The organism is Synechococcus sp. CC9605 (assembly GCF_000012625.1).
Taxonomy (GTDB): domain Bacteria; phylum Cyanobacteriota; class Cyanobacteriia; order PCC-6307; family Cyanobiaceae; genus Parasynechococcus.
Genome location: NC_007516.1, coordinates 878,786 through 893,574 on the forward strand (window position 1 = coordinate 878,786; position 14,789 = coordinate 893,574).

At 62.8% G+C, this 14,789-nt stretch carries 15 protein-coding genes; 10 read left to right on the top strand and 5 right to left on the bottom strand.

The window, feature by feature from the left end; translation table 11 throughout:
- Positions 1 to 13 precede the first annotated feature (13 nt).
- Positions 14 to 1,021, top strand: a complete 1,008-nt coding sequence (locus SYNCC9605_RS04590) for a flavin monoamine oxidase family protein (RefSeq protein WP_257929946.1) — start codon at positions 14 to 16, stop codon at positions 1,019 to 1,021.
- 9 nt (positions 1,022 to 1,030) lie between these two features.
- On the opposite strand, the gene SYNCC9605_RS04595 is transcribed toward SYNCC9605_RS04590, so the two are convergent.
- Complete coding sequence (locus tag SYNCC9605_RS04595) at positions 1,031 to 2,020, bottom strand: hypothetical protein (RefSeq protein WP_011363899.1); 990 nt, start codon at positions 2,018 to 2,020, stop codon at positions 1,031 to 1,033.
- Positions 2,021 to 2,200: 180 nt separating this feature from the next.
- Here SYNCC9605_RS04595 and SYNCC9605_RS04600 point away from each other — a divergent pair, with 180 nt between their 5' ends.
- The 3 genes from SYNCC9605_RS04600 to SYNCC9605_RS04610 are packed head-to-tail and all read left to right on the top strand — an operon-like array spanning position 2,201 to position 4,233.
- The gene (locus tag SYNCC9605_RS04600; RefSeq protein WP_011363900.1) at positions 2,201 to 3,109 is read left to right on the top strand and encodes an NAD(+) kinase; all 909 of its coding nucleotides are present in this window, start codon (positions 2,201 to 2,203) and stop codon (positions 3,107 to 3,109) included.
- Positions 3,106 to 3,783, top strand: coding sequence for a winged helix-turn-helix domain-containing protein (locus SYNCC9605_RS04605; RefSeq protein WP_011363901.1), 678 nt, complete (start codon positions 3,106 to 3,108; stop codon positions 3,781 to 3,783). The genes SYNCC9605_RS04600 and SYNCC9605_RS04605 overlap by 4 nt, the downstream gene beginning before the upstream one ends.
- 6 nt (positions 3,784 to 3,789) lie before the next feature.
- Positions 3,790 to 4,233 (top strand): DUF192 domain-containing protein, encoded by a 444-nt coding sequence (locus tag SYNCC9605_RS04610; RefSeq protein ID WP_011363902.1) that lies wholly within the window; start codon positions 3,790 to 3,792, stop codon positions 4,231 to 4,233.
- Between the two features lie 7 nt (positions 4,234 to 4,240).
- On the opposite strand, the gene SYNCC9605_RS04615 is transcribed toward SYNCC9605_RS04610, so the two are convergent.
- Positions 4,241 to 5,500 carry a bifunctional cobalt-precorrin-7 (C(5))-methyltransferase/cobalt-precorrin-6B (C(15))-methyltransferase gene (locus tag SYNCC9605_RS04615; protein ID WP_011363903.1) on the bottom strand — a complete coding sequence of 420 codons (1,260 nt, stop codon included), beginning with the start codon at positions 5,498 to 5,500 and terminating at the stop codon, positions 4,241 to 4,243.
- A gap of 32 nt (positions 5,501 to 5,532) precedes the next feature.
- Here SYNCC9605_RS04615 and SYNCC9605_RS04620 point away from each other — a divergent pair, with 32 nt between their 5' ends.
- The 3 genes from SYNCC9605_RS04620 to SYNCC9605_RS04630 all read left to right on the top strand — a co-directional run bounded on the left by SYNCC9605_RS04620 (position 5,533) and on the right by SYNCC9605_RS04630 (position 9,422).
- Positions 5,533 to 6,471 carry a sulfotransferase family protein gene (locus SYNCC9605_RS04620; RefSeq protein WP_011363904.1) on the top strand — a complete coding sequence of 313 codons (939 nt, stop codon included), beginning with the start codon at positions 5,533 to 5,535 and terminating at the stop codon, positions 6,469 to 6,471.
- 130 nt (positions 6,472 to 6,601) lie between these two features.
- Complete coding sequence (locus SYNCC9605_RS04625) at positions 6,602 to 6,844, top strand: hypothetical protein (RefSeq protein ID WP_011363905.1); 243 nt, start codon at positions 6,602 to 6,604, stop codon at positions 6,842 to 6,844.
- A 79-nt stretch (positions 6,845 to 6,923) separates the two neighbouring features.
- Positions 6,924 to 9,422, top strand: a complete 2,499-nt coding sequence (locus SYNCC9605_RS04630) for a GH116 family glycosyl hydrolase (protein ID WP_011363906.1) — start codon at positions 6,924 to 6,926, stop codon at positions 9,420 to 9,422.
- Here SYNCC9605_RS04630 and SYNCC9605_RS13760 read toward each other — a convergent pair.
- Positions 9,341 to 9,598, bottom strand: a complete 258-nt coding sequence (locus tag SYNCC9605_RS13760; protein ID WP_156782986.1) for a helix-turn-helix domain-containing protein — start codon at positions 9,596 to 9,598, stop codon at positions 9,341 to 9,343. The genes SYNCC9605_RS04630 and SYNCC9605_RS13760 overlap by 82 nt on opposite strands.
- 224 nt (positions 9,599 to 9,822) lie before the next feature.
- Between SYNCC9605_RS13760 and SYNCC9605_RS04640 the strand changes: the two genes are divergently transcribed.
- Both SYNCC9605_RS04640 and ribD read left to right on the top strand, forming a co-directional pair.
- Entirely contained in the window at positions 9,823 to 10,311 is a 489-nt protein-coding gene (locus SYNCC9605_RS04640; protein ID WP_041434507.1) for a DUF3122 domain-containing protein, read from the top strand.
- Positions 10,311 to 11,375 (top strand): bifunctional diaminohydroxyphosphoribosylaminopyrimidine deaminase/5-amino-6-(5-phosphoribosylamino)uracil reductase RibD, encoded by a 1,065-nt coding sequence (gene ribD, locus SYNCC9605_RS04645; protein ID WP_041434508.1) that lies wholly within the window; start codon positions 10,311 to 10,313, stop codon positions 11,373 to 11,375. Before SYNCC9605_RS04640 ends, ribD begins: the two co-directional genes overlap by 1 nt.
- A 2-nt stretch (positions 11,376 to 11,377) precedes the next feature.
- Here the strand turns inward: ribD and SYNCC9605_RS04650 are convergent, their stop codons facing one another.
- Both SYNCC9605_RS04650 and SYNCC9605_RS04655 read right to left on the bottom strand, forming a co-directional pair.
- Positions 11,378 to 12,106 (bottom strand): potassium channel family protein, encoded by a 729-nt coding sequence (locus SYNCC9605_RS04650; RefSeq protein ID WP_011363909.1) that lies wholly within the window; start codon positions 12,104 to 12,106, stop codon positions 11,378 to 11,380.
- A gap of 48 nt (positions 12,107 to 12,154) precedes the next feature.
- Entirely contained in the window at positions 12,155 to 12,811 is a 657-nt protein-coding gene (locus tag SYNCC9605_RS04655; RefSeq protein WP_011363910.1) for an SOS response-associated peptidase, read from the bottom strand.
- A gap of 84 nt (positions 12,812 to 12,895) precedes the next feature.
- Here SYNCC9605_RS04655 and ftsH point away from each other — a divergent pair, with 84 nt between their 5' ends.
- Entirely contained in the window at positions 12,896 to 14,770 is a 1,875-nt protein-coding gene (gene ftsH, locus SYNCC9605_RS04660) for an ATP-dependent zinc metalloprotease FtsH (protein WP_011363911.1), read from the top strand.
- Positions 14,771 to 14,789 lie beyond the last annotated feature (19 nt).

Sequence of the window (14,789 nt, forward strand, 5' to 3'; positions counted from 1 at the left end):
GGTTGATGGGCAGGTGAATGACCTGCAGGAAGGCCAGCTCGCTGAATTTTTGCGGGGCTTTGAGCTGTTCTTTGCGGAGGCCAAGCAAGTTTGGGAGCGCCCTTACGACCAAGATCACTGTTGGGATGCGATCTGTGCCCATGATGCGCAGAGAGTTGCTGATCGCTTTGCCGCCTTGGAGCTCACCCCCCTGCAACGCACATCGATTGGCGGATTCCTTGAGATCCTGTCGATGAACCAACCCGAAAATGCGTCCTACGTAGAGATGATGCGTTGTTGGTCGCTGACCGATTGGAATTACGAGATCTTCAACGACACTGCCGCCCGTTACGAGTTCACCAATGGAACAGGTGAGCTGGTTGATGCCATCGCTCAGGATGGTGGATTAGATGTTGGGCTGAACAAGTCTGTCGCTTCGGTTCAGCAATCGGAGGCCGGGGTTGTGGTCACCACAACCAATGGCTATGTCGTAACTGCCAAGCGTGCGGTCGTCACGTTGCCGCTCAATCTGCTCAACAGCGTTAGCTGCGATCCGCCACTGTCTACTGCGAAGCAGGAAGCCTCAACGCTGAAGCATGTTGGCGGTGGCTACAAGGTGTTTTTTGAGGTGGAGGGTGATCCCGGTGCGGTGATGACCCTCTCCCGTTCAAAGGATTCCTCCCTCATCGGCAGCTTCACCTACAAGCGCGGCGAACAACATTCCGTTCTGGCTGGATTCAGCCTCGAATCCGGTGCGTTGGACAAGTCTTGTGATGAATGGCAAGCCGTTCTCGAAGAATTCCTTCCAGGCGTCAAGCTGCTGTCCACCTTTGGTCACGACTGGGGTGACGATGTTTTGTCCCAGGGATCCTGGTGCACGTATCGGCCCGGCACGATCGCAAGGTTGGCCAATGCACTTCCTCAACAGGAGGGAAATCTTTTGTTTTCTTCCGGCGACCATGCCCAAGCCTGGCGTGGCTTTATTGAGGGAGCGATCGCCAGCGGATCAAAGGCTGCCATTGCCTTGGCGGACAGCCTTTGATTCACGCCATTAGTTAAAAACGAATCGCAGTCCCAGGTTGGGTCCCTGCGCTGTTGTTTCGTAGCCCTGATCGTTGCTATTGGCGGCATAAGCGAGGCCAAAGTATTTGTACGAGAATGAGATCTGGGTTGAATTGCCGATGGCATAGGCGACGCCTGCCTGTGCAGTACCGCTCATGTCTTTATGTCCAGCGAGACCAAAACCAGCGGCGTCTGCGTAAAGAAAGGCTTGCCATTCGGGGCTGAAGGCGTAGGTGGCGTGCATGCCGATCAGCGGCTGGACCCAGGTGTGGGACCAGGACTCGCTGAAGCTCTTGGTGCCCGACCTTTTGCGCTCGAGGATTGGGCCTTCGTAAGAAGCAGAAAGTTCAATGTCGACATCTGCGCTGATGGTTCCATCCACGATGCGAGCTCCGGCAAAACCCACAAAGCTGGCTGATCCTTGAGGCATCTTGGGCCGTTGCACGTCCCCTACGCGATAGCGCACCGCAATATCGATCAAGGTTTGATCCAGGTGGATATCTGCATCAGCATCACCTTTCAAAGTGAGGCTTCGGGTGACTTCATCACCTGTCAGACGACGGATACGTGACCGCTCTCTGGTGCCCCAGATTGAGCCAGATTCCGTACAATCGAAACTGCTGTGATTAATTCCAGCTTGGAAACCCCAACGATCGAATTCGACACCTGCCCGCAATGTCAACACGCTGGAGACGTTGTCGACTACATCGCCTAAATCCCAGTTGATGTTGTTGGTGTTGCCATCCAGTGTTGTTGAGCCATTCGCATCGATTGGCAAGAACCCGTAGAGATCGAGGTAAAACCGCCAGTCGTTGTCATCTTCTTCTGCCTCGGAAACAGCCTTATCAGCCTCGGCTTGTGCGAGCAAGTCTTGAGTCACCCAAGGGGTGTAAGACCAGGCCAGTTCTTCCGATGCTTGAGCACCTGTACCGATCAGTGCAGGGATGGCAAAAGCGAACGAGAGAAGAAGGCGACGCATGCCGATTTGGGATAAATCGTGTGAAAACTAGAGGTTTTTTGATGGTCGACAAATAAAAACGCTCGAATCGTCCCAGGCACCGCAAGGCCTACTGAGAGGCTCTGTGTCGAATGCAGCCCAGCCTGATTCCGTTCCCGTCAAGACTCATAAAGTGGCACCGTTCTGCACCTGAGGCGGTCAGTGCCCCGCATTGGACTGATCGTCAATGACGGCAAGCCTCTGGCGGTTCAGACGGCGGACACGATTCAGCAGCGCCTGGAGGCAGCCGGCCACCCCGTGGAGCGGGCCAGCAGTTCGGGGGGAATGGTGGGCTTTGCCAACCCCGATCAGCACCTGCGGCTGCGGGGCTATAGCGCCTGTGTGCCCAAAGGCTTTGATCAATCGATGGTGCTGGCCATCGTTTTGGGGGGAGACGGCACGGTGCTCTCCGCAGCGCGGCAGACCGCTCCTGTGGGGATTCCGATTCTCACGATCAACACCGGCCATCTGGGGTTCCTGGCTGAGGCCTATCTCGATGATCTGGACCGGGCCCTCGATGTGGTGCTCACTCAGCAATGGACGATCGAGGAACGCAGCAACCTTGTGGTGAGTGTGATGCGGGGCGATCAGCGCCGCTGGGAGGCGCTGTCCCTCAACGAAATGGCCCTGCACCGTGAGCCGCTCACGAGCATGTGTCACTTCGAGATCGCCATTGGCCGCCACGCCCCGGTGGACATCGCTGCCGATGGTGTGATCCTTTCCACGCCGACGGGTTCGACGGCCTATGCCCTCAGCTCCGGTGGTCCGGTGATTACGCCGGATTGTCCGGTGCTGCAACTCACCCCGATCGCGCCCCATTCCCTGGCCTCCCGCGCCCTGGTGTTCAGCGACCGTGAGCCCGTCACGGTGTTTCCGGCCACGCCGGAGCGGCTGATGATGGTGGTGGACGGCAGTGCCGGTTGCTATGTCTGGCCCGAGGATCGGGTCTTGATCCGTCGCAGCGATCACCCCGTGCGCTTTGTGCGCCTCGCTGACCATGAGTTTTTCCAGGTGCTGCGCAACAAATTGGGTTGGGGCCTGCCCCACATCGCCAAGCCCGAGCGGGAATGAACGCTGATCCCTTGTTGCTGTTGGCAGGCTCTTCGGCGGTCGCCCTTGCGCCCCGTCTGGCCGCATCAGGCTACGCAACCCTCGATTGGCTCAGTGCCGGGCCCTCGGCCCATGCCGCTGAACCAGGTGAATCCCCTCTGGCTGCTGTGCTGGCGGCCGATCAGACCGCATTGATTCAAGACCTGCGCAGCCGTTTTGGGGCCATGCCGATCCTGTTGGATCTGGAACGCGACAGCGTTGAGGCCCGCGCCGACTGCCTCGGAACCGGTGCCGATGATTTCTGGCTCTCGGAGATCGGGCCCAGCGATCTGTTGCTGCGTCTGCGCCTGCACCGCACGATTCAACAGCGCTCGGGGCAGCGACCGGTGCTGCTTCAGATCGATGACCTCAGTGTCGACCCCACCAACCGGACGGTGCGGCGGGGAGAACGTGTGGTGGCGTTGACGGCGAGAGAATTCATGCTGTTGCAGGTGCTGTTGCGGCGGCGTGGCCAGGTTTTGAGCCGTGAACTGCTGCTTCAGGAGGTGTGGCAGGGGGAGCGTTCCAGCAGCAATATTATTGAGGTGTATGTGCGCTACCTGCGTCAGAAGCTGGAGGCCGGTGGTGAGCGCCGTTTGCTTCACACCGTGCGCGGCCGGGGGTATTGCCTCGGCCAGGTGTTGCCGAAGGCTTGAGCGGCCATGGATGCTCTGCCCCCTGAACCGCCCCCGCAGTGGCTGCCGATTGGGGCCCGCTGGTGTGTGGCCCAGCACAGTTGCATTGATCTTGAGGTGGCCCGCAGCCCCGAGCAGCAGCGGCTGGGCTTGATGCAGAGGCCGGCTCTGCCGCCCTTGCGCGGGATGTGGTTTCCCTTTGCCACCCCCCAGCCGCAGCGCTTCTGGATGTTCAACACCCTTGCGCCTCTGGACATGATCTTTGTGCGCGATGGGCGGGTGCTCGATCTGGTGCCTGCCGTTCCCACCTGTGCTGCCTTGCCCTGTCGCTCCTACGCCGCCGATGCGGATGGCAATGGACGGGCTGATTTCGTTGAAGCGGTGATTGAGATCGGTGCCGGCGAGGCGCAGCGGCTTGGCATTGGCATCGGGGATCCGGTTCGGATCACCCCGCCCCAGCTTTTGCCGTGAAGCCGGCTTAAGCCGGCTTCGTTCCCGTCACGATCAACGTGGGGTTCATCGGAGCCAGGCGGGTGCCATCCCCCAGCGGTTGTCCCCTCCAGGCCTGCAGTTGCTGCACTCGCACCAACAACCCAGCGTTCTCGAGTAGCGGCCGAACGCTGGCCAACGCCTCGATGCTTGCCAGGGGAATCACCACAACGCCACCAGGCCGCAGCCGCGTCAGTACGTTCTGCAGCAGGCGCTCCCGCTGGGCGCCACCGCCTCCGAGCAGAACCCGATCGGGCTGGCTGAGGCCATCGGGGAGCCCTCCGTTCAGCACAGTTGTAGCGTCGGTCTCCAGCACCGCTGCGGGGCTGACACCGAGCCGTTGCGCATTGCGCTGGATCAGTTGCGCGCCACCGGCGCGGCGTTCCACTGCCAGCAGTTGCAGGCCAGGCCGCAGTCGCAGCGCCTCCAGACCGACGCTGCCGGTGCCGGCCCCCAGATCCCAGAGCACGCCCAGCTGCGGCAGGGCGAGTTCGGCCAGAAGTTGGATGCGCACCTCCCGCTTGGTCATCAGTCCGGGGTGATCGCTGTGCTGAAGGTAGAGCCCGTCATCGAGCCCGAACAACGGCAGCTGATGCGGATCCGGCGCGGCGGGTTCGCGGGCGATCAGCAGTGCAATCAGCAGCGGATGCAGATCTGTTGGTAGCGCGGCGTTTGGGGCGATCAGCTGAACCCGTTCATCGGGGTGGCCAAGTTTTTCGCAGAGCCACAGGTCCGTGCTGGCCTCCAGGCCGCTGCTGCGCAACATCTGCTGCACGCTGCCGGCGCCCCCCTGGTTCGGGTCCGTCAGCACCGCCAGGGCCGTCGGTCGTTTCTGCAAGGCGCTGGTCAGGATTTTGGGGTCCCGTCCGTGCAGGCTCACCCAGTCGGCGTCCTGCCAGGGGCGCCCGATGCGGGCGAAGGCCAGCTGCAGCGATGTGGGGGCCGGATGAAACCGCAGCCGCTCTGCGCCGATGCGGTCGCAAAGGATGCGCCCCAGGCCGAACCAGAGCGGATCGCCGCTGGCCAGCACCACCACAGATTGATCAGCAGCTTTCGATTGCAGGTTGTCCACCAGAGCCCGCGGGTCATCGCTGCTGATCAGCTCAGGTTTGGCGTCCCCCAGCCAGTCCTGCAGGGCAGCTTGCAACCGCTGCGGTGCTGCAATCACGGCGGCCGCCCGCAGCAACGTCTGCTGTGGAGCGGGCAACGAGGGGGGCGCCCCGGCGTCGGTGCCGATCACATCGATCATCCCGTCATTCTGGTGTCAGGGTTCGTGGGGTCATGGCAGGGGGTGATCTGCTGGTGGATCGCTTGGTGGCTGGGGGCTTCCTACGTCCTGCGGTGCTGCTTCGAGGCTTGCAGCTCCGTCGCCCGGCCCTTTCCTGCTGGAGGGTGGGCCTGTTGATGGGACTCAGTGGGCTGCTGGTGGAGCCCCTGGCTTGGCTGCAGTCGTGGCTGTGGGCTCGCCGCTTGCGAAAGGCTGAACTGCCGGACGACCCGATCGTGGTGATTGGCCACTGGCGCAGTGGCACCACCTATCTGCATCAGTTGCTGGCCTGTTACCCCACGCTGGCGACGGCGCGCAATTCGCTCACCACGGCGCCGCAGGTGGCCTTGCTGCTCAAACCCTGGATTCGCTGGGCACTCCAATCGTGGATGACGCGGCAGCGGCCGATCGATGCGGTCCCCTGGGGGCCGGACGACCCCCAGGAGGATGAGCTCGGTCTGGCCCGACTCACCATCAACACCAACATGGCGGGCATGGCCTTCCCCCTAGCCTATCCCTGGTTTTTCCGGCGCAATGTTCTGGGTTCCTCCGTTGCCTTCGAGCAGCAGTGGCTGCACTTCACCAAGCTCACCTGGCTCAATGACGGCCAGGGGAAGACGGGACTGCTGATCAAGAACAGCGCCAATTCCGCCCGGGTGGAGTTGGTGCTGCGCCACTTCCCCAGGGCGCGCTTTGTGCTGTTGCGCCGTGATCGGCAGGCTTCGATCCGCTCGCTGGTTCAGGTGAAGCAGCGGTTGGGTTCACTGGTGGGGCTTCAGCCCCTGCCCGATGCCGTCACTCAGGTGGAGGAAACGGTTGCGGCCCATCGCCAGCTGCTTGGGGCCTTTGAAGCGTCTTGTCACCGGATTCCTGCGGGGCAGTTGGTGGAGGTGTCCTATGAGGAATTAATCCGCCAACCCTTCGCTGCGGTGAGCGAATCTATGACGAACTAGGGCTCACCAGCTGGCAGCCGGCGCAGGCCCCGCTGCAGGCTCGGATTGGCCAGGCCCGCAGCTACACCGCTTATCGGGTGACCCTGCCTTTAGCGGCGGAACAGCGCCTGAACGACCTGATGGAGGAGGCATGACCCCAGCCCATGATCGCCGCCAACGCTTGCACGAGCTTGTAGTAGCCTTGATTACTAAGCAGGATGATCTTCCCCTGCTCGATCCCGATCAGCCCGATCTGGAGGGGACGGCCCCAGGCCGTTGGCTGGATCAGAACCGCCGCAGCCTGCATCGCTATCAAGCCTTGGTCCGCACGGCGGTCACCTTGGATGCCCTGCTGGATGCCGAAGACAATCCCTCACCACTGTCTGCAGGCTGATGCTGATGTCCGCAGGCTGATCGCAACGGCTGGCTGATCACGTCAAACCTGGCAATCTGGGGCGACTCTCGGCCCCTGCATGGCTTCGTTCGGTTGGTACGCTCTGAACTCCCTGCTGGGTCGCGGCAAGCAAGCCAAGCGCTGGCAGCCACCGGAGGCCTCCTGGAGCCGACCCTTCGGCCTGGGCTGGGACAAGCCCTACACGGTTCGCTATGCCAGCAACCTCGACGACGGCCCCAACCACGGCATGCCGCTGGGGGGCTTCGGCGCTGGCTGCTTCGGGCGGGCGCCCGACGGCAACATCAACCTCTGGCACCTCGATGGCGGTGAGCACTGGTTTGGAGTGCTGCCTGATTGCCAGTTCGCCCTGTTTGAAGGGAATGGTCGCGGCAAGCGCGCCCACGCCCTGGCGGTTCAGCCGGAGCAGGATGCTTCGCGGCCGGAGGCTGGCCAGCCGCTGAAGGTCTGGGAGTGGTACCCGGCCAGCACGCCGGATCGCAGCACCGGCACCTACGCCGCCCGTTACCCCCTCAGCTGGACCAGCTATGAGGGTGTGTACGACGCAGAGGTGCGTTGTGAGGCCTTCAGCCCGATCCTGCCGGGTGATTACCAGCGCACCAGCTACCCTGTGGTGGTGTTCGTCTGGACGCTGCGCAATCCCACCGACCAACCTCTGGATTTGTCGTTGCTGCTGAGTTGGCGCAACACCACTGGTTGGTTCACCAACACCGATGCCTCGGCGGAGGTTCACTTCCGCGATGACGGCAGCCCGGAGCACAACTACGCCCCGGCCATCGGCAGCACCGCCGGCCAGCGCAACTGTTGTATTGACGATGGCTCCCTCAAGGGAGTGTTGCTCGAAGGCAACGTCTCCGATCCCGTTGCCGAGGGCGAGGGCCAGTGGTGCATTGCCACAGCCGAGCAGCCCGGTGTGACGATCCAGCGCTGCAGCCGCTGGAATCCCAGCGGTGATGGGCGTGAGCTGTGGGACAGCTTCAGTGCTGATGGCTCTATCCCTGAAAGCAATAACGACCGGCGCAGTGGATCGGATGATCCCCTCAGTGCTGCGCTTGCGGTGCAGTGTCAGTTGGCCCCCGGGCAGAGCATTGAGATCCCGCTGGTGATCAGCTGGGACCTTCCCGTGACGGCCTTTGCCACCGGCAGCCAGGCGCTGCGCCGCTACACCGACTTCTTCGCTGCGGATGCCAATCAGGCGGTTGCCATTGCCGCTGAAGCGCTGCGTGACTGGCGCCGTTGGCGCCAGCAGATCGAGGCCTGGCAGCAGCCGGTGCTGCAACGCCAGGACCTGCCTAAACCGCTGCGGATGGCTCTGTTCAATGAGCTCTACGACCTCTGCAGCGGCGGCAGTCTCTGGAGTGCGGCATCACCTGAGGATCCCTACGGCCGCTTCGGTGTTCTCGAGTGCCTCGACTATGCCTGGTACGAAAGCCTCGATGTTCGCCTCTACGGATCCCTGGCCCTGCTCCAGCTCTGGCCCGAACTCGACAAGGCCGTGCTGCGCAGCTTTGCCCGGGCGATTCCGGCTGCGGACGCCACTCAGCGGCCGATCGGCTGGTACTTCACCCAGGGCAAGGGCCGGGTGGAGGCTGATCGCAAGGTGAAAGGAGCCACCCCCCACGACCTGGGGGCTCCCAACGAGATCCCCTGGGATGCGACCAACTACACCGCTTATCAGGACTGCAACCTCTGGAAGGACCTCGGCAGTGATTTTGTGCTGCAGGTGTGGCGCACCTTCAAGCTCGCCCCCAGTGGTGAAGACATCCGTTTCCTCGCCGATTGCTGGCCGGCGGCCGTGGAGGCGCTGCGCTACCTGAAGACGTTCGATGTAAACAACGACGGCCTGCCCGACAACGGCGGTGCTCCGGATCAGACCTTCGACGACTGGCCCCTCAAAGGGGTGAGTGCCTACTGCGGTGCCCTCTGGATTGCGGCTCTCGAGGCAGCCCTTGCCATTGCTCAGACGCTTCAGCTCAGCACCGGGCTGGACACCTCCGCTGAGCAAAGGGAATTCAGCGGTTGGCTGGAACAATCCCGGGGCAACTTCGACAAGCTGCTCTGGAACGGCGAGTACTACGACATTGATGCCGAGAGCGGCACGCCGGTGGTGATGGCCGATCAACTCTGTGGCGATTTCTATGCACGGCTTTTGGCCCTGCCGCCTGTAGTGAGTGATGCCAACAGCCTCAGCACCTTGAAGGCCGTGAAGGAGGCCTGCTTCGAGGCTTTCGATGGCGGTTCCCTCGGTGTGGCCAACGGCCTGCGCCGCGATGGCACGCCGTTGGATCCCAACGCCACCCACCCGCTTGAGGTGTGGACGGGGATCAACTTCGGGATCGCCAGTTATTACCGCTTGATGGGGGACAAGCAGACGGCGCAATCGATCTGCTCAGCGGTTGTCGAGCAGGTGTATTCCAGCGGTCTGCAGTTCCGCACGCCTGAGGCGATCACCGCGGTGAACACCTACCGGGCTTGCCACTACCTCAGGGCCATGGCGATCTGGGGGCTCTGGGCCACGGAGACCGATTGGATGCTCATCCCTGGAGCGGATGCTCGTTGAAGCGTGGCGCTGGGGGATTCACCGAACTGGCTGCGGTAGTCCCTGGCGAAGTGATTGCGGCTCTGGAAGCCGTAATGGAAGGCAATCTCATGCACGGTGTTGCCTCCAATGCTGTGCTGCACCTCTTGGGAGCTGAGGGCGTGCTGCACCTGGCTGAGCCGGATCTGTTTCAGCATTGGTTTGGATGGATAAAACCGGCAGCTGACGTGAACCACCCAGCCGGAAGGTCCCTTCGAGTCGACCCCGGCTCAATTGGGCGACATCCACTCGAAGCCAACCGCCTGCAGGCTGTTGCTGAGGCACGGAGCAGAGTGGAATGCAACCTCCATGGGCTGATTGTTGGCGTGAATCGCCTTCTATGCAGGTTTGTTGTGAGAATTCATTCACTCATCTCCTCCCCATGCGCCGTTTGCTCTGCTGTTTGATTGCTGCTCTGGGGCTGCTGCTGCTCACGCCGGGCCTGGCCTGGGCCCAGATTCATCAGCACGAGAACGAGGCCGGTGTTGCCATGGTTCGTTCGCTGGAGAGCCTGCGGGACCTCGATTACGACAGCTGGCAGGCGGTGGTCTACCGCGAAGGCCCTCCGGGCCAGCCGGTGGTGCTGCGCGTGGTGGGCTATCCCGGAAAACTGCGGCTCGATCATCCGGTGAGCCTTCAGGTGTTGGCGGGCCGGCGCGAATGGCAGCTGGACGACATCACCCTGGCTAATCCGGTGCTGGCCTCCGATGGCCGTGACGCAGCGGCTGAATTTGCCCTCGATCCTTTGCTGGACGATCTCAGCAACAACCGACCGCTGCGTTTGGCGTTGCCGGGTGTCTTCACCGAGTTGCCGATCCCTCCCTACGTCGTCGGTGAATGGCGCTCCCTGCAGGAGCTGCCCCTCAGCTGATGTGGGAGCTCTGGATGCGGCGGGCCCTGGCCCTGGCTGCCCTTGCTGAAGGCCACACCAGCCCCAACCCCCTTGTGGGGGCCGTGGTTCTTGATTGCGAAGGCCGCCTTGTGGGTGAAGGCTTTCATGCGCGGGCTGGAGACGCCCATGCCGAGGTGGGTGCGTTGCGGCAGGCCGGGGATGCGGCCCAGGGCGGAACCCTTGTGGTCACCCTTGAACCCTGCTGCCACCACGGCCGCACGCCCCCCTGCAGTGAGGCGGTGCTGCGGGCAGGCATTGGCCGTGTTGTGATCGCTCTGGAGGATCCCGATCCCCGGGTGGACGGGGGCGGCATCCGCCAGCTGAGGCAGGCGGGGCTGGAGGTGATCAGTGGTGTGCTGCGCGAGGAGGCCCGCCAGCAGAACCGGGCCTTTCTGCACCGTGTTCGCACCGGCCGCCCGTTCGGCATCTTGAAGTGGGCCATGAGCCTGGATGGCCGCACCGCTTTGCCCAATGGCGCCAGCCAATGGATCAGCGGCCCACCTGCCCGCGATTGGGTGCATCGGCTGCGCAGCGGCATGGATGCCGTAGTGGTTGGGGGCGGCACGGTGCGCGGCGATGATCCGCTGCTTACCAGCAGGGGCCGGCGTTCACCGGAACCGCTGCGGGTGGTGCTGAGCCGCAGTTTGGATCTGCCGGATCAGGCCCAGCTCTGGGACACCGCGGTGGCGCCGACCCTCGTGGCCCACGGGCCCGAGGCTGACCCCCAGCGCTTGCCATCCGGTCCTGATGAACTGGTGCTTTCGGCCTGTGAACCGGAGCAGTTGATGGAGGCCCTGGCGCAACGCGGGTGCAACCAGGTGCTTTGGGAATGCGGGCCTGAGCTGGCGGCCGCGGTGATTCGCCAGGGCTGCGTGCAGGAGATCGCGGCAGTGGTGGCTCCGAAGCTGATGGGGGGCATGCCGGCCCGCACCCCTCTTGGGGATCTGCACTTCAGCGCCATGGATCAGGTGCTGCAGGGGCAGTGGCATCAGAGCGAGCCCGTGGGCAACGACTGGTTGCTGCGTTGGCGCAACGGCAGCTGAGCTCAGCGTTCCCGGCTCTGACGATCAAGGCTGCTAGCGAAGCGGCCGATCAGCACCCCCATCACGGCAGCGAGGTAGAGCGGTCCGGCGACGCTGGTAGCCACACTCACCATCCGTGAGAAGGGAAGCATAGGGCTGATGTCCCCGAAGCCCACGGTGGTGAGGCAGACGAAGGCGTAGTAGTTGATTGCCGAAAAAAGGCGAGCGCTGGCCAGAACGCTCGAATCGCCGACGTTGGCCATCTCCAGGGGTTGAAAGCTGCCCGGCTGGATGGTTTCCAGCGCACTCATCACCAGGCCAGCGGCGAGTCCGATGTGCAGATATCCCGCAGTCGCACCCATCAGCAGCGCCTCGGTGACGCGCTTGGTGCTGGCGAAGCGTGTCACCAGGCGGATCACGCTCCAGCCCACCAGCACGCTCCAGCTCATGGCCAGCGGCATGCCGCTGTAGATCAGCTCCAGGGGCGTGAGCAGCCAGAGCCACATGGTCACCACTGCCATTAACCCCAGACCCCGATACAGCGCATCACTCCAGTTCGGAGCGTTGCTGCTCCCCACCATCACCTGCGTGAGCAGCAAGGCAACAAGGCTGTAGCCGATGTAGGTCGCCCAGACCAAGCGGGGGAAGGCGAAGCCCACGGTGGCGATCACAGTGCAGAGCAGCAGCAGCTTCAGCTGGGTGTCATCACGCTGCAGGAGCCGCTGAACCAGTCCCACCAGCACTTTGGCCACTGTCTCTGCACCCAGGTTCGGCAGTGAGCTGCGGCTGTCAAGCCTTGCTCAATCGAGCAAGGAGAGCTGTTGGTGACTGTTTGTGGGGGTGGCTGGCTTGCGTGCTCGGCAGTCCCATGGCTCCGCTGGTGATGGGGTAAGCATCGGCTTGAGGGCGCGTCGGTGGGCCCCATCACCCGGTTCAAGCCAGACGCTCTCCAACCCCTCGGGAATGATCACCGGCATTCGGTCGTGCAACGGCGCTACAAGGCTGTTGGGCTGCGTCGTGATCACGCAGCAGGTTTCCACTTCACTGCCATCGGGGCCGATCCAGCGGTCCCAGAGACCGGCCAGCCAGAACATCTGCCGGTCTTTGCGCTGGATCAAATGCCCCTTTTCAAAAAAGCCTGTGCTGGGCAGAAGGCAGCGGTGATGACGCCATGGCCCGCGAAAGGAGGCTTTCTCCGCAATGGTTTCGGCGCGGGCGTTAATCGGTCGCGGCGCCTGCAGCGGGTCCTTGACCCAGCCAGGCAGGAGACCCCAAAGCATGTGAGAGAGACGGTCTTCACCGTGCTCATGCCGCACCGCCAGCACCGGTTCATGGGGGCGGATCAGCGCGCGGGGGGCGTAATGCTCCAGCCAGTCGCTGTCGTCAGGCCGCAACCAGCTGCGCAGCAGCTGCTGCAAGTCCGCGCGAGGCGTTTCGAGGCAATAGCGACCACACATGGGCAGAAGCTAGGCGCCGTTCGGTTCTTACACCAGTTGATTGCCAGAGATCCCTCGTAGCGTGTCGGGACTCTCAGGCCATCCATGCCGATCCGCCAGGACGACAACCAGCCGAACCGTCGCTTCGGGATCATCAACCTGGTGCTGATTGGTTTTGGGGTGCTGCTCCTGGCCAGCAGCTTCCTCCCCAGCAATGGCATGCAGCAGGTGCCGCGGGTGCCTTACTCCCTGTTCATTGATCAGGTGAATGACGGTGCGGTGAAGCGGGCCTTCATCACGCAAGACCAGATTCGCTACGAGCTGAGTGAACCCGAGGAGGGCACGCCTCCAGTGCTGGCCACCACGCCGATCTTCGACATGGATCTGCCCCAACGCCTCGAGAACAAGGGCGTTGAATTCGCGGCAGCTCCTCCGAAGAAGCCGAACATCTTCACAACCATCCTTAGTTGGGTGGTGCCGCCCCTGATCTTCATCTTGGTGCTGCAGTTCTTCGCCCGCCGCTCGATGGGCGGTGGTGCACAGGGGGCTTTGAGTTTCACCAAGAGCAAGGCCAAGGTCTACGTGCCCGATGAGGAGTCGCGGATCACCTTCGCCGACGTGGCAGGTGTGGATGAGGCGAAACAGGAACTCACTGAGATCGTTGACTTTCTCAAGCGCCCTGAGCGGTACGCTGAGATCGGTGCTCGCATCCCCAAGGGTGTGCTGTTGGTCGGACCTCCCGGCACCGGCAAGACCCTTCTTTCCAAAGCCGTGGCTGGTGAAGCCGAGGTGCCCTTCTTCATCATTTCCGGTTCGGAGTTCGTTGAACTCTTCGTTGGTGCCGGCGCTGCACGGGTCCGCGACCTGTTCGAGGAAGCCAAGAAAAAAGCGCCCTGCATCATTTTCATCGACGAACTCGACGCCATCGGCAAGAGCCGTTCAGGGTCCATGGGCGTTGTCGGCGGCAACGACGAACGGGAGCAGACCCTCAACCAGCTGCTCACTGAGATGGATGGTTTCACCGCCCAGGACAAGCCGGTGATCGTTCTGGCAGCGACCAACCAGCCCGAGGTGCTGGATGCAGCCTTGCTGCGTCCAGGCCGCTTCGATCGGCAAGTGCTGGTGGACCGTCCAGACCTCTCCGGCCGCAAGACCATCCTTGAAATCTATGCCAAGAAGGTGAAACTGGCTGCAGGCGTTGATCTCGATAGCGTTGCCCAGGCCACCAGTGGTTTCGCCGGCGCTGATCTCGCCAACCTGGTGAATGAAGCTGCCCTGCTGGCGGCACGGGCCCAGCGCACCAGCGTTGAGCAGCAGGACCTCGGTGAAGCGATCGAGCGGGTTGTGGCCGGTTTGGAGAAGAAGAGCCGCGTCCTGCAGGACGACGAAAAGAAGGTGGTGGCGTTCCACGAAGTGGGCCACGCGATTGTGGGCCATCTCATGCCTGGCGGCAGCAAGGTGGCCAAGATCTCGATCGTGCCCCGCGGCATGAGCGCTCTGGGCTACACCCTGCAGCTGCCCACCGAGGAACGTTTCCTCAACTCCAAGGAGGAACTCCAGGGCCAGATTGCCACGCTTCTGGGTGGTCGCTCGGCTGAGGAGATCGTCTTCGGCAAAATCACCACGGGTGCTGCCAACGACCTGCAGCGAGCCACCGATTTGGCCGAGCAGATGGTAGGCACCTATGGCATGAGCGACACCCTGGGGCCCCTGGCTTACGACAAGCAGGGCGGTGGCCGTTTCCTTGGTGGAGGCAACAACCCACGCCGCTCGGTGAGTGATGCCACGGCCCAGGCCATTGATAAGGAAGTGCGCGGGCTGGTGGACCAGGCCCACGACGACGCCCTCTCGATCCTGCGGGAGAACATGGCGCTGCTCGAGACGATCGCCCAGAAGATCCTCGAAAAAGAGGTGATCGAAGGGGATGACCTCAAGCAGATGCTCGAGGCGAGTGTGCTGCCGTCCGGCGTGACCGCTTGACGGCAGCGGGCCTCATCCC